The sequence below is a fragment of the Corynebacterium sp. KPL4015 genome, assembly GCF_040225725.1.
GTDB classification, from domain to species: domain Bacteria; phylum Actinomycetota; class Actinomycetes; order Mycobacteriales; family Mycobacteriaceae; genus Corynebacterium; species Corynebacterium rhinophilum.
In genome coordinates, this window is sequence record NZ_JBEHGF010000007.1 from 1 (window position 1) to 24,535 (window position 24,535).

At 57.4% G+C, this 24,535-nt stretch carries 24 protein-coding genes and 1 pseudogene; 23 read left to right on the forward strand and 2 right to left on the reverse strand.

Annotated features, from left to right (window positions below; translation table 11 throughout):
- Window positions 1-212 precede the first annotated feature (212 nt).
- The 19 genes and pseudogenes from ABRP64_RS03955 (at window position 213) to ABRP64_RS04045 (ending at window position 17,803) form a co-directional block, all read left to right on the forward strand.
- Window positions 213-638, forward strand: coding sequence for an HNH endonuclease signature motif containing protein (locus ABRP64_RS03955; protein WP_349865490.1), 426 nt, complete (start codon window positions 213-215; stop codon window positions 636-638).
- Between the two features lie 166 nt (window positions 639-804).
- A pseudogene (locus ABRP64_RS03960) lies at window positions 805-1,617 on the forward strand (hypothetical protein); the annotation flags it as partial.
- Complete coding sequence (locus ABRP64_RS03965; RefSeq protein ID WP_349865492.1) at window positions 1,617-2,600, forward strand: HAD-IIA family hydrolase; 984 nt, start codon at window positions 1,617-1,619, stop codon at window positions 2,598-2,600. The pseudogene ABRP64_RS03960 and the gene ABRP64_RS03965, both read left to right, overlap by 1 nt.
- Window positions 2,591-2,752 (forward strand): hypothetical protein, encoded by a 162-nt coding sequence (locus ABRP64_RS03970; protein WP_005282788.1) that lies wholly within the window; start codon window positions 2,591-2,593, stop codon window positions 2,750-2,752. The genes ABRP64_RS03965 and ABRP64_RS03970 overlap by 10 nt, the downstream gene beginning before the upstream one ends.
- On the forward strand, window positions 2,752-3,558 hold the full coding sequence (locus tag ABRP64_RS03975) for a TlyA family RNA methyltransferase (RefSeq protein WP_284852582.1): 807 nt from the start codon (window positions 2,752-2,754) through the stop codon (window positions 3,556-3,558). Before ABRP64_RS03970 ends, ABRP64_RS03975 begins: the two co-directional genes overlap by 1 nt.
- Window positions 3,558-4,439: an NAD kinase gene (locus ABRP64_RS03980; protein ID WP_349865494.1), complete on the forward strand. Its 882-nt coding sequence runs from the start codon at window positions 3,558-3,560 to the stop codon at window positions 4,437-4,439. The genes ABRP64_RS03975 and ABRP64_RS03980 overlap by 1 nt, the downstream gene beginning before the upstream one ends.
- On the forward strand, window positions 4,439-6,109 hold the full coding sequence (gene recN, locus ABRP64_RS03985; protein WP_349865496.1) for a DNA repair protein RecN: 1,671 nt from the start codon (window positions 4,439-4,441) through the stop codon (window positions 6,107-6,109). Before ABRP64_RS03980 ends, recN begins: the two co-directional genes overlap by 1 nt.
- 10 nt (window positions 6,110-6,119) lie before the next feature.
- Entirely contained in the window at window positions 6,120-7,280 is a 1,161-nt protein-coding gene (gene steA / locus ABRP64_RS03990; protein ID WP_349865498.1) for a putative cytokinetic ring protein SteA, read from the forward strand.
- Window positions 7,281-7,294: 14 nt separating this feature from the next.
- Window positions 7,295-8,203 (forward strand): copper transporter, encoded by a 909-nt coding sequence (locus ABRP64_RS03995; protein WP_349865500.1) that lies wholly within the window; start codon window positions 7,295-7,297, stop codon window positions 8,201-8,203.
- 2 nt (window positions 8,204-8,205) lie between these two features.
- A complete protein-coding gene (locus tag ABRP64_RS04000; RefSeq protein WP_349865502.1) occupies window positions 8,206-8,844 on the forward strand; it encodes an NUDIX domain-containing protein in 639 nt (212 codons plus the stop codon).
- Window positions 8,841-9,731, forward strand: a complete 891-nt coding sequence (gene xerD / locus ABRP64_RS04005) for a site-specific tyrosine recombinase XerD (protein ID WP_349865504.1) — start codon at window positions 8,841-8,843, stop codon at window positions 9,729-9,731. The genes ABRP64_RS04000 and xerD overlap by 4 nt, the downstream gene beginning before the upstream one ends.
- Before the next feature lie 152 nt (window positions 9,732-9,883).
- The gene (locus ABRP64_RS04010) at window positions 9,884-10,756 is read left to right on the forward strand and encodes a ParA family protein (RefSeq protein WP_023022236.1); all 873 of its coding nucleotides are present in this window, start codon (window positions 9,884-9,886) and stop codon (window positions 10,754-10,756) included.
- Between the two features lie 6 nt (window positions 10,757-10,762).
- Window positions 10,763-11,560: a segregation and condensation protein A gene (locus ABRP64_RS04015; RefSeq protein WP_349865506.1), complete on the forward strand. Its 798-nt coding sequence runs from the start codon at window positions 10,763-10,765 to the stop codon at window positions 11,558-11,560.
- A 37-nt stretch (window positions 11,561-11,597) separates the two neighbouring features.
- Window positions 11,598-12,152 carry an SMC-Scp complex subunit ScpB gene (scpB, locus tag ABRP64_RS04020; RefSeq protein WP_284782881.1) on the forward strand — a complete coding sequence of 185 codons (555 nt, stop codon included), beginning with the start codon at window positions 11,598-11,600 and terminating at the stop codon, window positions 12,150-12,152.
- A gap of 55 nt (window positions 12,153-12,207) precedes the next feature.
- Complete coding sequence (locus ABRP64_RS04025) at window positions 12,208-13,119, forward strand: pseudouridine synthase (RefSeq protein ID WP_005279286.1); 912 nt, start codon at window positions 12,208-12,210, stop codon at window positions 13,117-13,119.
- Complete coding sequence (gene cmk / locus ABRP64_RS04030) at window positions 13,119-13,811, forward strand: (d)CMP kinase (protein WP_349865508.1); 693 nt, start codon at window positions 13,119-13,121, stop codon at window positions 13,809-13,811. The genes ABRP64_RS04025 and cmk overlap by 1 nt, the downstream gene beginning before the upstream one ends.
- On the forward strand, window positions 13,808-15,391 hold the full coding sequence (gene der, locus ABRP64_RS04035) for a ribosome biogenesis GTPase Der (protein ID WP_284772285.1): 1,584 nt from the start codon (window positions 13,808-13,810) through the stop codon (window positions 15,389-15,391). The genes cmk and der overlap by 4 nt, the downstream gene beginning before the upstream one ends.
- 148 nt (window positions 15,392-15,539) lie before the next feature.
- Window positions 15,540-16,142 carry a GNAT family N-acetyltransferase gene (locus ABRP64_RS04040; protein WP_349865510.1) on the forward strand — a complete coding sequence of 201 codons (603 nt, stop codon included), beginning with the start codon at window positions 15,540-15,542 and terminating at the stop codon, window positions 16,140-16,142.
- Window positions 16,143-16,417: 275 nt separating this feature from the next.
- Complete coding sequence (locus tag ABRP64_RS04045; RefSeq protein WP_349865511.1) at window positions 16,418-17,803, forward strand: anaerobic C4-dicarboxylate transporter; 1,386 nt, start codon at window positions 16,418-16,420, stop codon at window positions 17,801-17,803.
- Here ABRP64_RS04045 and ABRP64_RS04050 read toward each other — a convergent pair whose 3' ends face one another.
- Window positions 17,804-18,619, reverse strand: coding sequence for a class I SAM-dependent methyltransferase (locus ABRP64_RS04050; RefSeq protein ID WP_284850162.1), 816 nt, complete (start codon window positions 18,617-18,619; stop codon window positions 17,804-17,806). It abuts the gene before it with no gap.
- A gap of 37 nt (window positions 18,620-18,656) precedes the next feature.
- On the opposite strand from ABRP64_RS04050, the gene ABRP64_RS04055 reads away from it, so the two are divergent.
- From ABRP64_RS04055 to ABRP64_RS04065, 3 genes are read left to right on the forward strand one after another with little or no spacing between them, the layout of a single operon-like run.
- Window positions 18,657-20,090 carry an ABC transporter transmembrane domain-containing protein gene (locus ABRP64_RS04055; RefSeq protein ID WP_349865513.1) on the forward strand — a complete coding sequence of 478 codons (1,434 nt, stop codon included), beginning with the start codon at window positions 18,657-18,659 and terminating at the stop codon, window positions 20,088-20,090.
- Window positions 20,090-21,832, forward strand: coding sequence for an ABC transporter ATP-binding protein (locus ABRP64_RS04060; protein WP_349865515.1), 1,743 nt, complete (start codon window positions 20,090-20,092; stop codon window positions 21,830-21,832). Before ABRP64_RS04055 ends, ABRP64_RS04060 begins: the two co-directional genes overlap by 1 nt.
- Window positions 21,829-22,809 (forward strand): CE1 family esterase, encoded by a 981-nt coding sequence (locus ABRP64_RS04065; protein WP_349865517.1) that lies wholly within the window; start codon window positions 21,829-21,831, stop codon window positions 22,807-22,809. The genes ABRP64_RS04060 and ABRP64_RS04065 overlap by 4 nt, the downstream gene beginning before the upstream one ends.
- Here ABRP64_RS04065 and ABRP64_RS04070 read toward each other — a convergent pair.
- On the reverse strand, window positions 22,806-24,056 hold the full coding sequence (locus ABRP64_RS04070) for a site-specific DNA-methyltransferase (protein ID WP_349839411.1): 1,251 nt from the start codon (window positions 24,054-24,056) through the stop codon (window positions 22,806-22,808). The genes ABRP64_RS04065 and ABRP64_RS04070 overlap by 4 nt on opposite strands.
- Window positions 24,057-24,217: 161 nt before the next feature.
- Between ABRP64_RS04070 and ABRP64_RS04075 the strand changes: the two genes are divergently transcribed.
- Window positions 24,218-24,415: an antitoxin gene (locus ABRP64_RS04075; RefSeq protein ID WP_023028787.1), complete on the forward strand. Its 198-nt coding sequence runs from the start codon at window positions 24,218-24,220 to the stop codon at window positions 24,413-24,415.
- Window positions 24,416-24,535 lie beyond the last annotated feature (120 nt).

Here is a 24,535-nt window from a genome sequence, read left to right on the forward strand (position 1 = left end):
GCTCCTGATGTCTTTGAAGCCGAGACTTCGGCTATACTGACCACAGCAGCATAGCTAGCCCCCGATGTGTCCACTTTCCGGGGGTCGGGCCCACGCATACCAAAGTTGCGATTAATACCTTCACCACCGACACCACCACCGGTGGCAATAACGCTGCCGGGGCTGGTGCTGGTGAGGCGAAAGTGTATTTCCCAGGCTACGGCTGGTCCACGATGACTAACCTTGAAGGCATCGACACCTTCACCCGACAACTTAAACCAGAAGAAACCCCGGGCTACCAGCCCACCAGCCACATCCGCGCCTACACACAAGGAAGAGACCTCACCTGCCGCTGGCCCGGCTGCACCACACCAGCACACAAATGTCAACTCGACCACTGCATCGAATACAACAACGGCGGACCCACCAGCCCCGACAACCTCGTCACCCTGTGCCAACACCACCACAACATCAAAACCGACCGACGCGTGAACTACATCATGGACCCCGTCACCGGCACCATCGCCTGGCTACACACCGACGGAACCTACCACATAGACCACCCGAAAGGACCACTAGCCACCACAAACACACACTGGCACTACACCTGGAAACAATTCCTCACACACAAAAGAAACAAACACAACAACAAAAAATAAGAACCTATGATTCAGTACCGGAGTGGGGAATTGCGATGAAGTGCATCTAAACACGGACAAAGGTAAGGAAATTTCCAGATTCTTTGAATGTCGTTTAGCACTGTAGAATGGGTGCGGTATTTCTGTGCGAGTTCCAACCAAGAGAGGGTAGGACTGAATGTCGGAGCGCAACCAGTACGGCCGTAACGGCCGCGGACAAGACCGTCGGGGTCGAAATCCACGCAACCCGGGGGACCGTGATTCTCGCGGAGGGGGAAAGAAGAAATCTTTCTCTCCACAGCGCTCTGGGTATAGGGAAGAGCGAATCAACCGGCGTATGACCGATCCGGATATTCCTGAAGAGGTTGATATCAATGACTTGGACCCATTGGTGCTCCAAGATTTGAAATCTCTCTCTAAAGAGAACTCGGAGGCCGTCGCCAAGCACATGATCATGGCGGCGACCTGGATGGACGATGATCCTAAGCTGGCGCTGCGGCACGCGCGCGCGGCTAAGGACCGTGCGGGCCGCGTGGCTATCGCCAGAGAAGTTAATGGTATCGCTGCTTACCGTGCAGGCGAGTGGAAAGAGGCACTCGCCGAGCTCCGCGCTGCCCGCCGTATTTCTGGCGGTCCAGGAATGCTTGCGGTTATGGCTGATTGTGAACGCGGGCTGGGGCGGCCGGAAAAGGCATTGGAGTTAGGACGCAGCGAGGAGGCGAAAGAACTAGACAAAGAATCGGCTATTGAACTGGCGATCGTGCTGGCCGGTGCTCGCCTTGACCTCGATCAACCTGAATCAGCGGTGGTTACCATCCAGAGGGCACAACCTGACCGCAGCGATCGCGGAGTGAGTGCTTGTAGGTTGTCGTATGCCTATGCAAACGCTCTTCTCGCTGCGGGGCGCAGGGATGAAGCCCGCGAGTGGTTCGAGCACACCATCGCCATTGATGAGGGTGATTGGACCGATGCCGCAGACCGATTGGCGGAATGTAAATAATGAGTGTTTTGAGCAAACATGACGCCTTATTGCTGGACCTGGATGGAACCGTCTGGGAGGGCGGCCGTCCGCTAAGTAACGTAGTAGACGTTATTAATACGTGCGGCGTTCCCGCAGTATATGTAACAAATAATGCGTCGCGGAGCCCAGAAGCCGTCGCCACAATGCTGACGGATATCGGTTTGACTGCGGATTCTGGTGATATCGTCACCTCCGCCCAAGCGGTATTGCAGTTGGCCGCGGAGAAAATCCCGTCAGGTGCGAAAGTACTAATCATTGGCGCGGATTCTTTCCGGGACTTGGCCAAAGAGATGGGCTTTTCCGTGGTCTCGAGTGCTGATGATAAACCAGCAGCCGTCCTGCAAGGATTTGATAAGTCCGTTGATTGGGAACAGTTGACGGAGGGGGCGCTGGCTATCCGGGCAGGCGCGAAGTTTTTCGCCTCAAATTTGGATACATCCCTTCCAATTGAGCGGGGGCTAGGCGTTGGCAATGGCTCCCTAGTTGCTGCCGTCCAGAAGGCGACGGGAGTAGAGCCCGTTTCTGCCGGCAAACCTGAACCAGCGATGTTCTTCCTCGCGGCCAAGAAGGCCGGTTCCAAGAAGCCATTGGCGGTGGGCGACAGGCTAGATACGGATATCGTTGGGGGTAACGCCGCAGCGATGAATACCTTCCATGTCTTGACCGGTGTATCGGGCGAGCTGGAGCTTATCGAAGCCCCGGTGGAGGCACGGCCTAATTTTATTGGGGCAGGCATGCACGAGCTTTCATTGCCTATTTCGCAGGTGCGACCGGGACCGCAAGGAGATTTTACCGCGCGATGCGATGGGTATGATGTCCTATTGCAGGGGGGAAATGAATCCTCTACCTCGGTGCAAGCGCTGCGGACGGTCTTGGAAGTAGCGTGGTCGATGCCGGCACCGCCTCGGTATATTCAGCCGCGTAGCGAATTTGCGGAAAAGGTTGTGTCGAAATGGCGGTAAAGCCACACGATTTTCGGGCCGTGAAAGAGCCTGAAGAGGTAGATTCGGAGATTTCGACAATTCTCGGCGAAGATGCGCCAACACTCGCAGAAGAAGTCGACCAACTGGACAGGGCGCATTCCGTATTGCGGAATGCTTTGCAGGAGAACTAATGCCACCACAACGCCGCAGGCTGGATGCAGAACTTGTGCGCCGAAAGATTGCGCGATCTCGTGAGCAAGCCCGCGAGATGATCAAGTCTGGCCGTGTGACCGTCGGCGGTTTTAAGGCAGAAAAGCCTGCAACAGTTGTGGATCCTGAAGTCTCCATCAAGGTCGAGGAGTCTGAGGAAGACAGGTGGGCGTCTCGCGGCGCGCATAAGCTTTTGGGCGCACTAGCCACATTCGACGTCGACATGGATGGCCGCATCTTAGATGCAGGGGCATCGACAGGAGGATTTACAGATGTGTGCTTGGCGTCTGGTGCGCGTGAGGTGCTATCCGTTGACGTCGGGTATGGGCAATTATTGTGGCGCCTGCAAAATGACGACCGCGTGACGGTTTTGGATAGGACCAATATCCGCACTATTAATCCGGAGATGACCAATGGCCTGTGCGATGGCATGGTCGGGGATTTATCTTTCATTTCCCTAAAACTGGTGCTGCCAGCAATTGTGGAGTGCATGAAGGACGGTGCGTGGCTGCTGCCGATGGTCAAGCCGCAGTTTGAGGTGGGCAAAGAGCGCATCGGCAGCGGCGGGGTGGTTCGTTCTCCGGAGATGCGCAAAGAGGCCACGCAGGACGTTGCTGAATTTGCCGTGTCTTTAGGCCTTAGCCTGCACGGTGTTGTGGCTTCACCGTTGCCGGGTCCGAGTGGAAATGTGGAATATTTCCTGTGGCTGAAAAAGGACGGTATGTCCACGGACGTGGCTACAATGAAACAGATGATTGATACTGCCGTTGAAAAAGGTCCGCAGTAATGCGAGAGATATTGTTGGTTCCACATGCCAATCGCGCAGAGAACCTGCAGGCTACCTCCCGTGCAGCCGAGTTATTGGAGGAGGCAGGGATAACGGTTCGAGTTTGTGCGGACGAAACCGTCCTGCCAGGGCTACAGCACGTGCCGCATTCTGATGCTGCGGCGGAAGGATGTGAATTGGTTCTTGTTCTCGGCGGTGATGGCACCTTCCTGCGCGCGGCTGATATGGCACGCGCGGTTGATATTCCGGTCCTCGGAGTGAATCTAGGGCACGTAGGCTTCCTCGCGGAATGGGAAGTGGAGTCATTAGACCGTGCCGTCGCTCGCGTAATAGAGAAGAGCTACCGGGTGGAGGACAGGCTGACGGTGGATGTCTCTATTTCGGACGCCAACGGTCACCAAATGGCTAGCAGTTGGGCTTTGAATGAGGCCTCGGTAGAAAACCAGAACAGGTCGGGCGTGTTGGATGCGATTTTGGAGATCGACCGGCGCCCGGTCTCGTCGTTCGGTTGTGACGGCGTGCTGATTTCGACTCCTACGGGATCTACGGCGTATGCATTTTCTGCCGGCGGCCCAGTGCTGTGGCCATCGCTAGATGCAATCTTGGTCGTGCCGAATAATGCCCATGCACTCTTTACTAAACCTTTAGTGGTTTCTCCCAACTCCTTGGTGGCGGTGGAATCAACCATGCAAACCACACCGGCCGTGGTTATCTTGGATGGGTGCAGGGAACTTATTATGCCGCCGGGCGCCCGCGTTGAGGTGGTGCGCGGTAAGCGCCCCGTACGCTGGGTGCGGTTGGATGATCAGCCCTTTACGGATCGATTGGTCTCTAAGCTGCGGTTGCCCGTGGAAGGCTGGCGCGGACCGAAGGAGAAATAGTGCTTGTCGATATTTCTATCAATGATTTAGGAGTCATTCGCCATAGCTCTGCGGAATTATCGGAGGGCCTGACCGTATTGACCGGTGAGACCGGTGCAGGCAAAACCATGGTGGTTACGGGGCTTCGATTGTTGGCTGGCGGGCGTGCCGATGCCTCTAGGGTGCGCGATGGCGCTAAAAAAGCGGCCGTGGAAGGCCATTTTAGTTCCGCGAAGGAGAGCATCAGCCAACTGGTGGACTCGGTGGGCGGCGAGCCAGATGAAAATGGTGAATTTATTGTCTCGCGCACAGTTTCGGCTGCGGGGCGATCGCGGGCGTATTTGGGAGGGCGAGCCGTACCGGCCGCCACGTTGGGAGATTTCGCGCGGGAGATAATTACCGTGCATGGTCAGAATGACCAATTGCGCCTCTTGGCCCCAGAGGAGCAACTCGCGGCCGTGGACCGTGCAGACCCGCAACTGGCTGGCATTCGGGAAGACTATGCTGAGGCCTTTAAAAAGTGGCGCAGCCTGGCCAAGGACTATCGTCGGCGCACGGAGTCACGTAGGGAGCTTGCCCAGGAAGCTGACCGCCTGCAATATGCCCTAGAGGAAATCAACGGTGTGGCACCCGAGCCAGGGGAAGACGCGGAGTTGGTGCAGTTGGTGCAGCGCCTGCAAGACGTCGACGGTCTGCGCGAATCCGCGCACATTGCCTTGGCAGCGATCGATGGAACGGAAGAGATCGATGAGGCTGCTTCTTCGCTGCTAGGGCGCGCGGGATCGGCGTTAGTGGGATCCTCGGATAAAGAGCTGGCGGATTTGGGCGAGCGCATATCTGAAATCACCTCGCAGCTAGGCGATATTTCGGCCGAGCTCGGTGGATACCTCGCGGGGCTGCCGGCAGATCCGAATCTGCTGGAGAAGTCACTGCAACGCCAACAGGATCTCCGAGCCTTGACCCGTAAATACGCCAGCGATATCGACGGCGTTTTGGCATGGCGCGATGAGGCGGAGTCCAAATTGCAGTCGATGGATACCTCCACTGAAGTCCTCGAGGAACTTAAGGCGCAGGTCAAAGAGGCCGAGCAGGAGATGAAGCGGAAGGCGGCGAAGCTTACGAAAAGCCGCCGGAAAGCGGCGGAGGCACTGGGCAAGTTGGTGACTGAAGAGCTGCATGGATTGGCCATGCCGAATTCCACTTTGTCGGTTGAGCTGTCCGCGGCTAAGTATTCCAAGACAGGCGCCGATGCTGCGGAGTTGCAGCTCAATGGGAAGCCTTTGGCCACTGCGGCCTCCGGTGGCGAGTTGTCTCGCGTCATGCTGGCCCTTGAGGTCGTGCTCGCCAGCGAAGACGGTGCGACCTTGGTTTTCGATGAGGTCGATGCTGGCGTGGGCGGGCGTGCGGCGGTAGAAATTGGGCGTCGGCTAGCACGGCTGGCTGCGCACAATCAGGTTATCGTCGTGACCCACCTGCCGCAGGTAGCGGCGTATGCGGATGCGCATTTGCATGTCTCGAAGGACAAATTTACCTCGGGGGTAGCCGAGCTAACGGAGCAGGAGCGCGTGGAGGAATTGGCGCGCATGCTGGCTGGTTTGGATGACACGGAGACGGGGCGCGCGCATGCCCAAGAGCTTTTTGATCGCGCACAAAAAGAAGCTTCCGCGCGCCTTACCCAGCTGGCGGACTAAGCAAGGAACAATGGAGCCCATGGCTCTGTTTTCCCGTACCCCCGATCATCCTGGTGAGCATGCTGCATTGCGCGATTGCACCCCGGGAGCGAAAGGTCTTAAGAAGTTTTCTGCAGGTGACATCGCCGTTATTGATGCGGCGAATATTTCTCGCCCCGAGGCACAAACGCTTGTGGAATTACAGCCCTCCGCGGTGGTCAACGTCGCCAGGTTTTCTACTGGCTCCATTCCTAATTGCGGTCCGCACATGCTTCTCGATGCCGACATTGACCTCCTCGAAGGCCTCGGCGAGGACTTTATTTCGGAGTTTAAGGATGGCAAGAAGGCACATATTGGGGACGATGGAAAGGTCTACGTCGCGGATAAAGTAATCGGGACGGGGCAGAAGGTTTCCAGGGAGCGCGCAGACAAGAACTTCAAGGCGGCACAAAGCGCACTCATTGATCACATGGAGTCCTATTTCGCGAGCTCCATCGACTTCATTAACTCTGAAGGCCCCTTGCTTATCGATGGCCTCGGGGTCCCCGCATCCGGTGCCGAGATTGCTGGCCGGAAGGTCATTGTTTTATCTCCCACCGAAGACCACCGCTCCCAGCTAAAAGAATTGCGGAATTTCATTCGGGAGTATGAGCCGCTGCTCATTGCGGTTGATGAAGCCGCGGATTCTTTGCTGGAGCAGGGATATAAGCCTGACTTTATCATTGGCGATCCTGCCAAGGTGAGCGATGAGTCGCTGCGTTGCGGCGCGCGCATTGTGGTGCCCGCGGATCCAGAAGGCAGCGTGGAGAGCATTGACCGCATCCAAGAATTGGGCATCGGAGCCATGACGTTTCCGGCGGCTTCGGAATCGGCCACGGATTTAGCGCTGCTCTTTGCGGATTACCACGGTGCGGGCCTTATCGTGCAGGCAGGTGGTGGTTTTGACCTCGATGATGTTTTTGCCAACCGCGTGGCTCCGTCTGCTGTACTGTCTCGGCTGAAGGCCGGAACCAAGGTGGTCGATGCTGAGGCAGTAATCAACCTGTATTCCGCTCCGTCCTCGCACCTTGGTTGGCTATGGGCCCTTTTGAGCATTTTGGTGGCGATTGCAGCGATCATCTTGATCGTGGGCTTCGGCGGGAGCCAGGATTTCTTGAGTAATTTAAGCCAGACGTGGTCGAGCCTATTCTAAGCGGGGGTAAAAATATGGCGAAAGCGCAACTAATTACGGGCCTCGGACTTGGGGCGGCGGTTGGAGTGGCCCTTGGTGCCTTGGTGATCGCGCCCAACCTGACCACCAGCGTGGCCGACGATGACCCGATCCGTGCAGAACACCGCAAGGTGGTGCAAGAAAATAAGATCTTGCAGAATCAAAACGAGGCGAGTGATGACATCGTCAGTGATGTAGCCCCAGATTTGGTCTCCGGTACATTATCGCAGCGGCCAGTGCTGGTTATTTCCACCGATGATGCAAATAGCAATGAACTTTCTGAAATCACGAAACTCTTAGAAGCCTCCGGGGCCACCGCTGCAGGAGAAATCAAGCTAAGTAAAGACTTCCTGCGGGGGGAAAGCAAAGACGATATCGTAAAAATCCTTAAAGATAAGGCCCCGAAAAAGGCAGATCTTAAGGGACTCGATAAAACCGTGGGAAGCTACGGCGGCGAGGTTTTGGGGGCGGCCTTATCCATGGATCCAGAAAGCACGGAGCCAATCGCAAGCGTAAAGGAACGATCTGAGCTGCTGCGTGCCCTGCGCGATGAGGATTTTATTGATTATAAGGACGGGACCATCCTTCCCGCCCAGTCCATCATCATTGTTTCCGGCAGTGGGGTGCGCGGATACTATTCGGACACCTTGGCTGAGTTAGCCACCGCTTTGGATGAGGTCAATGGCAGCGTGGTGCTTAGCGCACGGAGCAAGCAGACCCAAGATGATAAGACAGTGGAGCAGTTGCGCACCAAAGACGTGGATCTTTCTACCGTAGATGGTATTGAGCGTGCGGTAGAGCGCATTGCCGTGATTTCCGCTACCGAAGAACAGCTTAATGGGGGCAGGGGAGACTACGGTTCAGCAGAAAGCGCGGATTCCGCCCTACCTGAAGAGGAGAAATAACAGTGACCCACGATTTTCAAGTCTTGGATTCAGAGTTAATTTTCGATGCCCCTATCGTGGCCGTACGCCGCGATACCCTATCCATGCCGGGAGGGAACACCGCGGATAGGGAGATCATCGAGCACTTGGGCGCCGTCGCGGTGGTCGCCCTAGATGAGGATCGGCGCATCGCGATGGTGCATCAGTACCGGCATAGCGTCGGCAAGCGGCTGTGGGAACTGCCGGCAGGATTGCTTGATGTAAAGGGCGAGGATGAGCTTTCCGGCGCGCAGCGCGAGTTGCAGGAGGAAGCGGGCCTTGCCGCGAAGGATTGGGAAGTTCTCACGGATATGGTGACCTCACCGGGGTTTTGTGAGGAAGCCGTGCGGATTTTCCTTGCTCACGACCTTAGTGAGGTACCGGCGCTGCAGGATACCGGCGATGAAGAAGCCGATATGGATTTTGCCTGGGTTGATTTAGATAAGGCAGTTGACAAGGTGCTGGGCGGTGAGATAGTTAATTCCGTTGCGTGCGCGGGTATTTTATCTGCATATGCCACGGTCATTGGTGGAAAGCCGACGCGTTCGGTGGATGCGCCGTTCGATTTGCGCCCAACCCATATGGCTGCTCGACGCAGCGGACCGGATCTGAAAAAGCAGTGACTGCTGCAGAGGACATCGCTCAGACTTGGTTGAATCACCTCGCCGTCGAACGCGGCGTTTCAGCAAATACCCTGAGCAATTACCGGCGGGATATTCGCCGGTATGTGGATTGGCTGGCAGCAAATGGGGTCCAGGACCTACGGCAGGTAACTCGACCTATGGTGGAGGCCTATTTAAAGGATCTGCGTGAAAATATGGCGGTATCTTCTGCCAACCGTGCCCTCATCGTTGCGCGCGGGTTGCATAAATTCGCCGTTGCGGAGGGCGAAGTTGATAGCGATGTTGCGGCCGAGGTGAGCCCGCCTTCCACGGGGCAACACTTGCCCGAGACCTTGAGCGTGGATGAGGTGACTCGGCTTATCGAATCGACGCCTACGGAAACACCGGTTGACCTCCGCGATAGAGCGCTTCTAGAAGTGCTCTATGGCACTGGGGCGCGCATCTCTGAGGTAATCTCGCTCAACGTCGATGACGTAACTACTGCCGATGACGTCTTAATGCTGCATGGCAAAGGCAATAAGGAGCGGCTTGTACCCCTTGGCTCGCACGCCAGGCAGGCCATCGACGCCTACCTAGTGCGCGCCCGGCCCGTGCTGGGAAAGGGGAAGACCGCCGCGCTATTATTGAATACCCGCGGTGGGGCGCTATCGCGGCAAAGCGCGTGGTCCATCATTAAGACGGCCGCGCAGCGCAGCCAGTTGGATAAATCTATTTCCCCGCACACGCTGCGCCATTCTTTTGCCACGCACCTTCTCGAAGGCGGTGCCGATGTGCGCACCGTGCAGGAGCTTTTAGGGCATTCCTCAGTAACTACGACGCAGATCTATACGCACGTCACTGCTGATTCCTTGCGGGAGGTGTGGAGGACCGCGCATCCTCGGGCGTAGCTTCCACTGCTCAAGTCAAAGTTAGAGACTTGATATTTGCAAAGTCTCGGTAGTCATAAAGGGGAGCGGGTACGCTATAGTTACAACGTTGTAAGCAACCCTATGCCAAATGTCATGGTCCATGACTTGGCGTCAAGGAAGAAGGTTTGACTGTGAGCGAAGAGGGTCTCTTTTCAGCCTCTGATGTAGAGACGGGGCTAACTGGCCGCCCTGTCCGCGAGCTGCCGGAACCCGCCCCCTTGGAAAAACATGGGCCCGCCACCATCATCTCGATGTGTAACCAAAAGGGCGGCGTGGGCAAGACCACGTCAACCATCAATATGGGGGCCTGCCTCGCAGAGTATGGACGCAAGGTCCTACTGGTTGATTTGGACCCGCAAGGCGCCCTTTCGGCTGGGCTGGGATTAAACCATGACGACATCGAGGACTCGATTTATGACGTAATGCTGGATAGCCATACCTCTATCCACTCCGCCATTCACCACACCAGCGTGTCCGGCATGGACCTCGTTCCGGCCAATATTGACCTTTCCGCAGCAGAGATCCAGATGGTCAATGAAGTAGGCCGCGAGCACACCTTGGCGCGAGCCCTGCGTCCGGTGCGCCGCGACTATGACTTCATCATTATTGACTGCCAGCCTTCCTTGGGGCTGCTTACGGTCAACGCCTTGGCCTGTTCCCAGGGCGTCATCATCCCCATGGAATGCGAGTTCTTCTCGCTGCGCGGGCTTGCCTTGCTCACGGACACGGTGGAAAAGGTCTCTGACCGCATCAACTTCGATCTGGAAGTCATGGGCATTTTGGTCACCATGTTTGATCGGCGCACCAAGCATGCCCGCGAGGTAATGTCCCGCGTGGTGGAATACTTTGGGGATCAAGTATTCGATACCGTCATTACTCGTACCGTGCGCTTCCCAGAAACCTCCGTGGCCGGCGAGCCCATTACCTCGTGGGCACCTAATTCGCAGGCCGCGCAGCAATACCGCGATCTGGCGAAGGAAGTCATCGAGCGCTCGACCGTCTAAGCTACCGTGACGCAACCAGAGATTACGGGATTCCGCATTGCCCTGCGGAATTTCGAGGGGCCATTTGATCTGCTTTTGCAGCTCATCCAGGCCAAGAAGATGGATATCACGGATGTGGCCTTGTCTGAGGTGACCGATGAATTTGTGGGCTACACGCGCCAATTGGGCGAGAACGCGGATCTGGATGAAACGACTGATTTCTTGGTCGTGGCGGCAACGCTATTGGACTTAAAGGCCGCACGGCTATTGCCACGGGGTGAGGTCGATGATCTAGAGGACCTAGAGTTGCTGGAGTCGCGTGACCTGCTCTTTGCCCGGCTTTTGCAGTACAAGGCCTATAAACAGGCGGCGGACCAATTTGCCCGCTGGCAGCGAGAGGCGCAGTGCAGTTATCCGCGCGCGGTCAGCATCGAGGAGCAATTTGCAGAGCTTTTACCTCCCGTGATGTTGGGGCATACTCCAGCGAGCTTTGCGGAAATGGCGGCGGGTGTCTTTCGCCCCAAGCCGCCGGAAGAAGTGGCAACGGGCCATATTCATGGCGTTGCCGTCTCCGTGCCTGAGCAGGCTGGAAAGATCCTCGAAACGCTTAAACTCATGGGCGCTGGGCAGTGGACAAGTTTTTCTTCGCTGACCCGGGATTGCACCACAACCATGCATATCGTCGGCAGGTTCTTGGCGCTCTTGGAACTATTTAAGGCCAAGGCGGTTGATGCCCAGCAGGAGGAAGCACTGGGCCAGCTGGACCTTTCCTGGACCGGCTTGGACGTAGATCCCGCAGTCGTTGCAGCAGCAAATTGGGACTAGTACTAGCACCGCCGTCGCTGGTTGTAATCTAAGGGGCATGGATCTTCCGCTCATTTCGCAATTGCGGTCCCGGCTCGAGTCGATCTTGCTGGTGCTTGATTCGCCGGCATCCGTAGAGTCCTTGGCACGGGCGCTTAACGTGGAACCGGCGGTCATTAGTGACTGCCTGCGGACCATTCAACGCGAATTCGACAACCGCGGCTCTGGAATTGAGCTGCGCGAAACCCCTGAGGGTTGGCGGTTTTATACCCGCCAGGAAAACGCCAGCGCGGTGGAGGAGTTTTTATTGGATGGGGCGCAAACGAAGCTCTCGCGCGCGGCCTTGGAGACGCTAGCCGTCGTGGCCTATCGCCAACCGGTCACACGCCAGCAGGTCTCTGCGGTCCGCGGTGTCAACGTGGACGGCGTAATGCGCACCCTTAACCTGCGAGGGCTCATCCGCGAGCTCCCGCAGGATGAGTTCGAAGGAGCGTCGCACCGGTATGAAACCACGGAACTTTTCCTCGAACTCTTAGGCATAGACTCGTTGGAACGCCTTCCTGATTTGGCACCGCTTCTCCCAGATGTCGATGCAATCGACGAAGAGTACTGAGGTGGGGTAGACTCACGCAGGTAATTTCATATCTTCGAGAGAAAAGGACACTTAAGTGACTCCTCCCGCTCGCCGTGACGGCACACCGGATAAGAAGCAGCGAGACAGCGATATCGTTGTCTCTAATGCCAAGCCGGCTCGTAATCAACACGTTTCCAAGAAAAAGCAGAAGGCCACTGCAGAATCGGTGGCGCGCGATTTGGGCGCTGACTGGCTGGTCGATGACGATAAGCCCAAGGGCGAGCGCCTGCAGAAGGTCTTGGCCAAGGCGGGCGTCGCATCGCGCCGCCACGCGGAGATCCTCATTGATGCCGGCCGTGTCGAAGTAAATGGCAATGTCATTCTCAAGCAGGGCGTTAAGGTCAATCCCGCCGTGGACGTCATCCGCGTCGACGGTGTTCGCGTTAACGTCAACGAAGACCAAGAATATTTCATCCTCAATAAACCCCGCGGAATGCAGTCAACGATGTCAGATGACCTCGGCCGCCCCTGCGTGGGTGACGTGGTGTCTGAAAAGGTTGCCTCGGGCCAGCGCCTATTCCACGTAGGCCGCTTGGATGCGGATACGGAAGGCCTGCTCATCCTCACCAACGATGGGGAATTGGCCAACCGCCTGATGCACCCCAAGTATGAGGTGAAGAAAACCTACTTGGCCACGGTATTGGGTGAGGCCGATAATAAGCTTGTGCGCCAGCTCAAAGAGGGCATCGAGCTAGAAGATGGCCTGGCAAAGGCCGATTTCGTGCAGGTAGTGGACAAAAACCAGGGGTTCTCTCTGGTCCGAGTAGAGCTGCACGAAGGGCGCAAGCACATCGTGCGCCGCTTGCTGAAGGAAGCCGGCTATCCCGTGCAGCGCTTGGTGCGCACCAAGCTGCACACGGTCCAATTGGGCGATATGAAGCCCGGCGGACTGCGCGCGCTAAATTCCAACGAGTTGACGAGCTTGTACAAGGCGGTGGGAATGTAATGATTTCGAATATGCCTGATGAAGGCCTGATTCTTGCGGTCGATGGCCCCTCCGGAACGGGAAAGTCCACGACATGCCGGGCCCTAGCCAAGCAATTGGATGCAAAATACATCGATACCGGCGCCATGTACCGCGTGGCAACCTTGGCGGTATTGCGCCAAGGCGTGGATCCCGCGGACAAGGAAGCGGTGATTTCCGCGACGGCTAACCTCCCCTTGGAGGTCTCCGATGATCCGGATTCCACGCAGGTGCTTTTCGATGGCGCCGATGTCTCCCGCGTCATCCGGGGAGATGAGGTCACCCAGAACGTCTCCGCAGTATCTGCCATCCCGGAGGTGCGGGAGAACTTGGTGTCATTGCAGCGCACGCTGGCGCAGCGCGCCCACCGCGCCATCGTAGAGGGCCGCGATATCGGCACCGTCGTGTTGGCCGATGCACCAGCGAAGGCCTTTATGACGGCTTCTGCAGAAGTCCGTGCGCAGCGCCGACACGATCAAAACGAAAAGGCCGGCATTGCCTCCGATTTTGAATCTGTACTGGCGGATGTGCAGCGCCGCGATGCCGCGGATTCTTCCCGCGCAACCTCGCCGCTTCGCCCAGCCGACGATGCCACTATCGTCGATACCTCTGACATGAGCCCGGAGGACGTCGTGCAGGCTCTAATCAACGTGGTTAAGGAGTCCCGCTCATGAGCAATAAAGATTTTGAGTCCCCAGAGGAAGAAGTCACGCAGTTCCATTACCCTGCGGGTAAGTTCGACGAGGAAACGGTAGAGACCTCGCCGGGTTGGGCTACGGACGATTTCGATGCTGAAGAATTTGATTACGACTTTGATGAGTCAGAGTTCGGCGAGGCCGATTACGGGGATGAGGAAGACCTAGAGCAGCCTCTCAGTGAGGACGAGTGGGAGCAGCTCTCGCAATCGCTCGGATTTGCCGATGCCACTGAAGAAGCCCTGTGCACCGTCGCTATTGTGGGGCGGCCGAATGTGGGCAAGTCTTCGCTGGTTAATCGCTTCCTCGGCCGCCGCGAGGCCGTTGTAGAAGATCACCCTGGCGTGACCCGTGACCGCGTCTCCTACGTGGCGGACTGGAATGGACAGCGCTTTATCGTGCAGGATACCGGCGGCTGGGATCCCAACGTCAAAGGCATGCACGCCGATATCGCCCGACAGGCAGAAATGGCGATGGATACCGCCGATGTCATCGTGATGGTGGTAGACACCAAGGTGGGCATTACCGAAACCGATGAGGTCATGGCGCGCCGCCTGCAAAAATCCCCGGTTCCGGTGATCGTGGTATCGAATAAATTCGATTCCGATAACCAGTATGCGGATATGGCGCAGTTTTACGCCTTGGGCCTCGGGGATCCGTGGCCGGTTTCTGCGCAGCACGGGCGCGGTGGCGCAGACGTGCTGGATGAGATCCTGCGCAGCTTCCCCGAAGAACCGCGCGAGACCTCAATTACGTCGGGACCTCGCCGTGTCGCGCTCGTCGGCAGGCCGAATGTGGGCAAGTCCTCGCTGCTCAATAAGCTCACCAGCGAGGAGCGCTCGGTGGTAGATAATGTCGCCGGCACCACGGTAGACCCCGTGGACTCGCTGGTGCAGCTGGATGAGCAGTTGTGGAAGTTCATTGATACCGCGGGCCTGCGCAAGAAGGTCAAGAATGCGCAGGGCCACGAATACTATGCTTCCTTGCGCACCCGCGGCGTGATCGATGCTGCCGAGGTATGCATCATGCTTATCGATGCCTCCGAGGAGATTTCCGAGCAGGACCAGCGCGTGCTCAATATGGTGCTGGAATCCGGCAAAGCCTTGGTCATCGCGTTTAATAAGTGGGACCTGATGGATGAGGACCGCCGCTATTACCTCGATCGTGAGATTGACGAGCAGCTGCGGCACTTACCGTGGGTAACCCGCGTTAACATTTCTGCTGAGACCGGTCGCGCCTTGCAAAAGCTGGAGCCGGCCATGATTGAGGCCCTAGAAAGCTGGGATCAGCGCGTGTCTACCGGTCAGCTCAACAACTGGATGCGTGAGGCGATTGCGGCCAACCCGCCGCCGATGAAGAATAATCGTTTGCCGCGCGTGCTCTTTGCTACACAGGCATCAACCCAGCCACCGACGATTGTTCTATTTACCACTGGGTTTCTCGACGCATCCTACCGGCGCTACCTTGAGCGCAAGTTCCGCGAGCGCTTTGGTTTCCACGGCACGCCCATCCGCATCGCCGTGCGCGTGCGCGAACGCCGAGGCAAAAAGCGGAAATAAGGGATTACTTCGTAGACGAGCGAAGCTTTCACAACTGTGGGGCTTCGCTCGTTTTTTATCTACCTCATTACGCTCGGTGTCATTGGCAGCTAAGCTTGAAAGACATTAGATCATTGGCTTAGGCCCAGAAAGCAAGAAGGTAAATACGGTGTCACAGAAAATCGAGATCTTGCGCGGGCAACATATCACTCTCAAGGCGTTGAGCGTAGACCATACCTCTGGACTAGCTGAGGCGGTGCAGGACGGGGAATTATGGAAGCGGTGGTATACCAAGGTTCCATCACCGAGTGAGATGGAAAAAGCCGTGGAAGAACGCATTTCTTGGTATGACTCCCACGGGTCGCAGCTTTTTACGGTGTTCGATTCTGCTGGCAATACGGTAGGAATGACTGGTTATCAGGCCTTAGAACCAGATAACAGGCGGGCACAGATCGGATACACCTGGTACCGAGCATCGGCGCAGAATACCGCGGTTAATGCAGACTGCAAACTCGCCCTCATGGGCCACGCATTTGAGCAGCTTGATTGCTTATCGGTATTCTTCACCACCAACTCCTTTAACCGCGAAAGCCGCCGTGCATTGGAATCCCTAGGGGCACATCTTGATGGAATCCTTCGTGGCCACCAGATACTCGATAACGGGTTGGTTAGGGACACCTGCGTGTACAGCGTGCTGCGGCATGAGTGGCCCGCAGTGAAAAATCACTTGCAGTATAAGGTTGAATTAAAGTCTGGGAAGCAAAGGGCGTGAGGACCCACAATCAACGGTGAGGGTTAGTCTCCCGTACCAGCACGAACGCATCAGAGGAGGCCCCGGTCGGCAGAATGGCCTCTGTGCTCGTGCAGGAAAGCGGGTTCGATGGTAGATGATATTGCTGTTTAACCTGGTATTTTACCACTGAGAAGAGCAGAAGTGTCACTAGTGCTGGTGTGACACTTCGCTCTTCTTTTCGTTTCGGTGATAGCACTATGGCACCGATAAGATAAAACTTGTCAACCATTTACTTTCTGTTTGAAAGGCATGACATGTTAGCGAATGTGATTGCCCCGGATTCAATCCTGGCTATCGTGCTTCAAGTCATAATCATTTTAAGTGCTTTGTTATTGGGTACCCGCTACGGCGGGATCGGCCTTGGATTGATTTCCGGCATCGGCTTAATGCTCATGGTCTTCGTGTTTGGATTGGCACCGGGCGAGCCCCCTGTGTCGGTCATGCTGACGATCATTGCCGTTATCGGCTGTGCAGCCACACTGCAACAAGCACAAGGGTTGGAAGTGATGATGCAGCATGCGGAGAAGTTCTTGCGTGCTCATCCAGAGCGCATCACCATTTTGGCTCCACTGACCACTTGGTTCCTCACCGTACTGTGCGGTACTGGCCACGTGGTCTACACCATGTTTCCGATTATTCAAGATATCGCGCTCAAAAAGGGAATCCGTCCTGAGCGCCCGATGGCAGTGGCCTCGACCTCGGCGCAGATGGGTATTACCGCTTCGCCGGTGTCCGTGGCTACTGTTTCTCTTGCATCAATCCTTGCGGAAAATGCTGGAGCTATCGACAAGGCCTATTCGATTCCGCAAATTCTTATGGTGGCGCTACCCGCGTCCTTGTGTGGTGTTCTTCTCGCCGCGTTTTGGTCGCTGCGTCGCGGCAAAGACCTGGACAAGGATCCGGTTTTCCAAGAGCGGATGAAAGACCCAGAGTTTGCTGCCAGCATCAACGAGAGCGCCGACTCGCTCATCGGTAAGGAATTTTCCCGCGAGGCTAAGCGCTCGGTAGTCGTCTTCCTTATCGCTATTGCCTGCGTGGTACTCCTCGGCGCCTTCGAGTTCCTGCGCCCCTTGGTTCCTGGTGATGACGGCGAGCTTAGCCCGGTATCGATGAACCTGGTGATCCAGATAGTCATGCTCGTTGCCGGTGCCATCATCCTGCTTAGCTGCAAGGTGGATACTAAAAAGATTGCGTCTACTCCTGTATTCAAGGCCGGCATGACAGCTGTATTTTCTGTCTTTGGTGTTGCGTGGATGGCAGATACGTTTTTCCAATCCCACATCGATGCACTGGAGACGAACTTGGGTTCCGTCGTCGAGGCGGCCCCATGGACGTACGCCGTTGTGCTGGTAGTTGTGTCCAAGTTGGTAAATTCGCAGGCTGCTGCCTTGGTAGCGATTGCACCCATTGGTTTGCAATTGGGCATTGACCCGGCTGTCATCGTCGGGTTCTACGGTGCGGCTTATGGTTACTTTATCTTGCCCACGTATCCTTCCGACTTGGCCTGCATCGGCTTCGATCGCACGGGTACGACGCGAATTGGCAAATACGTCATCAACCACTCGTTCCTTATCCCCGGAGCGATCTCCGTATTCACCTCTTGTGTGGTCGGCTCCCTCTTGGCTCAGGTTCTCTTGTAATCAGTCGCGAGACTTCGCCTCCCGTACCAGCACGAAAGCATCCGTGCGGTACGGGATGTGTAGTTTTTGCCCGGCAGAAAAGCCCATGTGCTCGTAGAGGTACCAGTTTAGGTTGTGGGTCATGCGCTCGTGGATGTCCTCGCTATTTCTGAGCCAGTATGAACGGGTGTGCATGAGTTGGTGGAGCTGTTCTGGGGTGAGTTCGTGGGTCCAGCTCAGCCGGAGCTCGCGGTCTAAGGTCCAAGGCGCCTTGTACTCCGGATAGAAGCCGGGCTTATGCACGTCGCCAGAGTGCATGATGCGGCTTAAACGGAGGATCCACGGATCCGCGTGGACATCGAGGGTATTCCACACTAAAAGCACGCGCCCGCCCGGCGCGAGGATGCGGTCCAGCTCGGCGGAAGCGGCGGCAACGTCGACCCAGTGCCAGGTTTGGGCGAGGCAGGCGGCGTTGAGGGAGGCATCGGCAAGCGCGGTGTGCTCGGCCGTGGCGCGGATGATGGGAATGTCCAGGCGGTGTTGGAGCACGCGGGCCATATCTGCCGATGGCTCGACCGCAAGCACGTTGGGGTTGGTGAGGGACTCAGTGAGCTTGCCGGTGCCGGCGCCGATATCGGCAACGCGGTGGGCGCCGGCAATGAGCTCAGCAACCTCGGGCGGGTAATGGGGGCGGACGTCCTGATAGGTATGCGCACCGTGGTGAAAGGCGCGCGCTGCCTGGGTGCGCTGGGGATCGGTGCCAAAGGTAGGTTTCTGCTTCGCAGAGGGATTGCGGTAGCTGGGGAAGTGTTGGGGGTTGGGGTGGCGAGTCGACATAGGCTATCTAACCTACCGGGAATTAGAATGGCTTGTTATGGCAACACTTCCAGAACCATCAGATCCGCGGTGGTTGCTGAAAACCGTCTTCTCTAGGCCTGGGATGACCATTCCCGCCGCTGTGTGCATGGCTATCTCCTTCGTCCTCAATGGCACAACGCCGGTCATCGTGGGTTATGCCATCGATGAAGCGGTGGTGGAAGGATCGATCGAGCGACTGTGGTGGTGGCTTGCACTCCTGGTCCTAGCTTTCGCCTTTAATGCCGTCACCGGGTGGTATGGCCGTGGGCTCAATGCGCGCAGCATGCTCGTTATCGGCCACGACGTGCGCATGGCCATTACGGATCGGATTATGGATCCCAAGGGGATGGGCGGTCCGAAACGCACGCCAGGCGAGTTATTGGCTATTGCCTCTACCGATGCAACCCGCGTACAAAATGCCGTGATGATGACGGTTTTTCCGGTGGCAGAGATTACGTCTATCATTTATGTCGCGGTGATGACCAGTCGGGTGAATGTGCCGCTTGGAGTGGCCATTTTATGCGGCGGTCCCCTTGTGGTGTGGGGATCGCTGCGCTCGGCTGGTCCGTTGCGCATGCGTTCTGGCATCCGGCAAGCGGCATTGGGCCGCGCCAGTGCGACGGCGACGGATATAGTCCATGGCTTGCGCATTATTAAGGGGATCGGGGCGATAGGTACCGTGCGTAAGCGTTATGCGGGTGATTCCGATGCCGCCTATGAGCGAACTGTTGAGGCCAATGCGGCGCAGGCAGGGCTGAATGCTTCTACCGAGGCGTTGGGCTCGATCTATGTCATCGCCGTCGCTGTTGCCGCCGGCTATCTGGCGCTGAATGGGCAGATGAGCACCGGCGAGCTCATTATGGTCATTGGCCTTACCCAATTCATCATTACCCCGATGACCATGCTGGGCCGAAATATTGCCTCCCGGTGGGCCGCGGCGCAGGCGAGTGCGCAGCGAATAGTAGGCCTGCTGGGAGCTCCAGTGCTGCCCGGAGACTCTGCACCACAGGTGCCAGCGCTGCGGCCAGGGGTGACCGCCATTGATGGGCATGCTCCGGAGGAACTGCGAGAGCTACCCCGGGAGAAATTCATCGTCGTGCCGCACGAGGTCATGCTGTTTGACGGGACCGTGCAAGACAATATTCATCCGGATGCGGATACGGCCGCACGGGCCCTAGAGGTGGCTGCGGGCGCGGATATTCCCGGTGGGCTTGACCGTGCCGTGGGAGAGCGCGGAAACAACTTGTCCGGCGGCCAGCAGCAACGAGTCGCCCTTGCCCGCGCTATTGCCGCGGATCCAGAGGTGCTGATTCTTTCTGATCCCACCACGGCGGTCGATTCCGTGACCGAGCAAGAGGTAGCCCACCGCGTTGCGGACTACCGGAAGGATAAACCGACCATCGTCTATACGTCGGCGCCCGCCTGGCATGCAGTGGGGGTGGAGTCCTAATGCGTTTTCCCACCGCCACCTGGCCACAGGTAAGAAAGGTTGTGGCGCAGCAGCTCTCGGCCATCCCGCACGCGCGCCGGCGCGCCGTTATTGCCGTGGTGTTCTTGATCGCCGGGGCAGCGGCCAATGTCAGCATTGCGATCCTGCTCGGCAAGATCGTCGATGCCGTGACGACAGGCACCAGCATTGCCCTCCTCGGAGTCCTGCTCATCGGGGTCGCCGCCGTATCTGCCGCATTGTCGGCGGCGGGATTCTATGTCCTTTCTCAGCTGACCGAGCGCGTCATCGCGTCCCTGCGCGAGGATATGGTCTCTACGGCACTCGGCCTTCCCACGCACCGCGTCGAGGATGCCGGAACAGGGGACTTGGTATCGCGTTCTACCGATGACGTGGCGGAGCTTTCTGCTGCGGTCACGGAGACGGTCCCCGTGCTGGCGAAATCCATTTTTGCCATTGCCTCGACGGGAGTGGCACTGCTTACAGTGGACTGGCAATACCTCGCGGTCATTGTTGCCGTGACCCCGCTGTATTTTTTAGCTGGCCGGTATTACTTGCGGCGTGCCCCACGCAGGTATGCCGCTGAGCGCGCCGCTATGGCGGACCGCGCTCGCCGGCTTTTAGAGGCGATCCACGGCAGGGACACGGTGCGCGCGTTCCGCATGGAAAATACGATGCGCGATCGAATCGGCGCGGCTTCAACGCGTGTGGTGGAAGAGGGATATAACGCGCGCCGGACGATGATGGTTCTCCAAGCTCACCTCACCGGCATTGAACTGGTCTTATTGGCCAGCGGTTTAGCGGTGAGCTTTTGGGTGGTGCAGGCCAATGCGCTTACTGTTGGGGCGGTCACCGCGGCGATGTTGCTGCTTATACGACTGCGCGGGCCACTGATGGGGCTGATGCGCGTGCTAGATACGGTGCAATCTGGGTATGCCTCGTTGGCGCGCATCGTTGGCGTGGTTATCGATCCACCCGCGCCGGTACCGGATAGCGGTGCACCGAGGGGCGATGGCAGCGTGGACATGCGGGATATTTCCTTCCGCTATGGCGATAACTCTTGGGCCGTTGAGGGACTCAACCTAAAGATTAAGCCGGGCGAAACGGTTGCCCTCGTCGGGGCGTCTGGGGCGGGGAAGTCCACAGTGGCAGCGTTGCTCGCGGGCTTGCGCGTCCCGGATAAGGGCACAGTGCTTGTCGATGGCGTCGAGGTTGCGCTGCTTTCCGATGCCGAGCGTATCCAGCGCCTCGCCCTTGTCTCCCAGGAGGTGCACGTCTTTTCTGGGAGCCTGCGCGAGGATCTTGCGCTGGCGGCGCCACAGGCTACCGATGCTGAAATGGTGCAGACCCTACGCCAAGTGCAGGCTGACTGGTTCTTCGATCTGGAGGCGGGCCTCGATACCATCGTGGGCGCGCAAGGCATGCCGTTGGACCCGGTGGCGGCGCAGCAATTGGCTCTTGCCCGAATCGTGCTGCTGGATCCCCGCATTATTATCTTGGACGAAGCCACGGCGGAAGCAGGCTCGGTGGGCGCTGAATCCTTAGAGGACGCCGCAGAGACTGTGATGGAGGGTCGGACCGCCTTAGTGGTTGCGCACCGCCTGGATCAGGCTTCGCGCGCCGATGCCATCGTGGTCATGGACAATGGCCGGGTGGTAGAACAGGGTAGCCATTTAGAACTGCTAAATTATGGGGGCCGTTATAAACAATTATGGGCCGCTTGGCAGAAGGGACGAACATCATGAGACGGAGGCCGGTGCGCGCTGCGTTGAGCACCGCAGTCTTGTGCTGCGTGGCGGCGCTGGGCGTGTCATGCGCAAATAACGAGGAAGAATCGGGCTCGGCGGCACGCAGCGAAAGCACGCAAGCGCACGGTTCGGCTGCCTCGCAGCTCGGGATTCCTACCTCTGCGCCGCTCAGTGGGCCGGAACCAGGATCGCATACGACGATTAACCTTCCGTCCGGGCGCTCATTTATCCTCAGCGTGCCAGAAAAGTATACGTCCCAAAAACAGTGGCCAGTGGTCATGGCTTTTCACGGGTGGGGGCAGTCGGCGGAAAACCTGCGCGGCTATTCCCGCCTCGATGCGGCACAAGCCATCACCGTATTTCCCACGGGCAAGAAAAAGGCCTGGAGTCCCGCCCCGTACGCGGAAACCAGCGGGAGCGAGGACAAGAAATTCGTGCTCGATATCCTCGATTCCCTCCGCGCGACCTACAACGTCGATGATTCGCGGCTTTTTGCCACCGGCATGTCCAACGGCGGCGGTTTTGCTGCCTACCTGGCCTGCCAGATGCCCGGCATCTTCCACTCGGTTGCCACCATTTCCGCTGCGTATTACGAAGATATCCTGAAAGACTGCGCCCATGAACCGGTAGGGCGCCTGGATATGCACGGCACCGATGACCCCGTCGTGGGCTATTACGGCGGAACCCGACACAAGACCAAGTATTTCTCCGTTGAATCTGTCTTAGAGCAGGACCGCAAGCGCAATAAATGCTCGGAGAAGGTAGATACCAACCGTTTGGTCAATAATGCCCTCGACATGCATTGGCGGGGCTGCACCGCACCGCTGGAGCATATCCGCATCGGTGGCGGCTCCCACGTGTGGCCGGGTGGTATTGGAGACAAAAATAATGAAGTAGGAAAGTTCTTCGCCACTGACCGCGTCCTGGACTTCTTCGGCATTCCGGGCAGACCCGACGGCACCCGCGAAACCTAGATCGCGCGGTAGGCCCGGAAAGAGGACCCAGGCACGGATCGCACGCGCTCGACGCAAATATCCGCGACGCTGAGAAAGCCTGCCCGGTGCGCTGCACTGTCCGGGGCAGTGGGCTCTGGAATTTGCACTAGGTGAAAGCTGCGCTCGCCCTTATCCTCTCGGTTAAGTTCGATGACCGCCTGCGCCGTGGTGCCAGAGCCTGCGAAAAAGTCGAGCACCCGGGCATGGGCGCCGCCGCCAATGGCGATGAGATGCTTGATAAGGCGTACTGGCTTGGGGAAATCAAAGATTCCCTCCACGCCCATGACGTCCTCTGCGTCGCGGCGTCCGGTGCGCGTTACGCCAAACCTTTGCCCATCGAGGATGGAACGCGGCCGCGCCCCTGCTTTTTGATAGTTCTTGGTGTAGACAAAACCGCGCCGAAAGACCAGCTCATCGTAGCGCTTTGCCACCATATCCTTGCCCCAGCGCCAACGCGCTATCTGGCTGTGGCCAGCCGGTTGGTCAGGCCAGTGTTGCGTGCCATCGGGAGAGGAAATGGGAAAATCAAGCGATGGCAGATACCCCAGAGTCTTAGAATCTAAGCGCACCAAGGAGTATTTGCCACGTTCATCCTCGTGGTTATATTTGGTGCTCGTATAGCCCTCAGCATCTACATTGAATCCGGGGTTATCCGGGTTCTTGGCATAGCAGAGGATGTATTCGTGTTCTACCACCGCATACTTGGAATCGTTTTTCCCAGTGCCGGCCTTTTTCCAAATGAATTGCCCGGCATAGCAGCCCTCGCCAAAAACCTCGTCTAAAACCTTGCGGGTATTAGCAGCCTCGTCCTCTCCAATGGAGACGAATATAAAGCCGTTCTCCGCCAAAACGCGCCGCGCCAAGATGAGCCGCGGGAGCATCATGGAAAGCCACTCGGCGTGCCACTGGGCATAGCTGCCGGAATTTACCTCGCGCCGCGCGCGGTAATTATCGCGGTAGACAAAGTCCCGGCCGGTGTTATACGGCGGGTCGATGTAGATGACATCGAAAGTCTCGCCCGTGGAAGCCCAGTGCTGTAGAACCGGCAGGTTATCGGACAAGTGGATGCTATTGGGCGAGGTAGGAGAGGTGCTTAACGCAGCATCGAGCTCGAACTCGGAAGATAGGGGAGCCTCCGCCGCCGCGCGCGCGGCTTGCTTGCCAGGCCATACCAGCCCAAAGAATTCTCCGGCGTTGCCATCTGCACTAGGGCTAGTGTGGGTCATTTGTTGCCTTTTCCGTGCGAGCTGGTCAATGGTCTCATTAACGCTATCACTTTAGGACCTCTGACTAGCTTTGGTGGCGAAGCACCGGCAGTGTCGTTATCGTGGGCAGTGTTGCCGGATGCGGCAATGGTTAGATGAAGTAAACAACGAAAGGATTAGCAATGGGTATCTTTGACAAGGCAAAGGAAGCACTGAACTCCGAAAAGGGCGAGGAAGTTACCAAGGAAGGCCTGGACAAGGCCGAGGACTTTGCCAAGGACAAGCTGGGCGAGGACAAGGCAGACCAGGTGGACAAGGCCCGCGATGCCATTGATGACAAGCTCGGCACCAATGACGACGGTGACGACGAGAACAAGTAGTTCTCGCCCTAATTTCTAATTAAATAACGCTTAAGCCCCGTTCCAGACAGGAGCGGGGCTTAAGCCTAGGTCTATGGCCGATTTTTCTGGAAAACGCGGTCCAATTGGGCTGGAGAAAAA

Excerpts from the sequence above, each read along its gene's own strand:
- ABRP64_RS04070 (WP_349839411.1), bottom strand. The coding sequence starts at position 24,056 with ATGACCCACACTAGCCCTAGTGCAGATGGCAACGCCGGAGAATTCTTT.
- ABRP64_RS03965 (WP_349865492.1), top strand. The coding sequence starts at position 1,617 with ATGAGTGTTTTGAGCAAACATGACGCCTTATTGCTGGACCTGGATGGA.
- ABRP64_RS04045 (WP_349865511.1), top strand. The coding sequence starts at position 16,418 with ATGTTAGCGAATGTGATTGCCCCGGATTCAATCCTGGCTATCGTGCTT.
- ABRP64_RS03970 (WP_005282788.1), top strand. The coding sequence starts at position 2,591 with ATGGCGGTAAAGCCACACGATTTTCGGGCCGTGAAAGAGCCTGAAGAG.
- ABRP64_RS03980 (WP_349865494.1), top strand. The coding sequence starts at position 3,558 with ATGCGAGAGATATTGTTGGTTCCACATGCCAATCGCGCAGAGAACCTG.
- ABRP64_RS03995 (WP_349865500.1), top strand. The coding sequence starts at position 7,295 with ATGGCGAAAGCGCAACTAATTACGGGCCTCGGACTTGGGGCGGCGGTT.
- ABRP64_RS03955 (WP_349865490.1), top strand. The coding sequence starts at position 213 with ATGACTAACCTTGAAGGCATCGACACCTTCACCCGACAACTTAAACCA.
- ABRP64_RS04050 (WP_284850162.1), bottom strand. The coding sequence starts at position 18,619 with ATGTCGACTCGCCACCCCAACCCCCAACACTTCCCCAGCTACCGCAAT.
- ABRP64_RS04075 (WP_023028787.1), top strand. The coding sequence starts at position 24,218 with ATGGGTATCTTTGACAAGGCAAAGGAAGCACTGAACTCCGAAAAGGGC.
- ABRP64_RS04065 (WP_349865517.1), top strand. The coding sequence starts at position 21,829 with ATGAGACGGAGGCCGGTGCGCGCTGCGTTGAGCACCGCAGTCTTGTGC.
- der (WP_284772285.1), top strand. The coding sequence starts at position 13,808 with ATGAGCAATAAAGATTTTGAGTCCCCAGAGGAAGAAGTCACGCAGTTC.
- steA (WP_349865498.1), top strand. The coding sequence starts at position 6,120 with ATGGAGCCCATGGCTCTGTTTTCCCGTACCCCCGATCATCCTGGTGAG.
- cmk (WP_349865508.1), top strand. The coding sequence starts at position 13,119 with ATGATTTCGAATATGCCTGATGAAGGCCTGATTCTTGCGGTCGATGGC.
- ABRP64_RS03975 (WP_284852582.1), top strand. The coding sequence starts at position 2,752 with ATGCCACCACAACGCCGCAGGCTGGATGCAGAACTTGTGCGCCGAAAG.
- scpB (WP_284782881.1), top strand. The coding sequence starts at position 11,598 with ATGGATCTTCCGCTCATTTCGCAATTGCGGTCCCGGCTCGAGTCGATC.
- ABRP64_RS04060 (WP_349865515.1), top strand. The coding sequence starts at position 20,090 with ATGCGTTTTCCCACCGCCACCTGGCCACAGGTAAGAAAGGTTGTGGCG.
- ABRP64_RS04055 (WP_349865513.1), top strand. The coding sequence starts at position 18,657 with ATGGCAACACTTCCAGAACCATCAGATCCGCGGTGGTTGCTGAAAACC.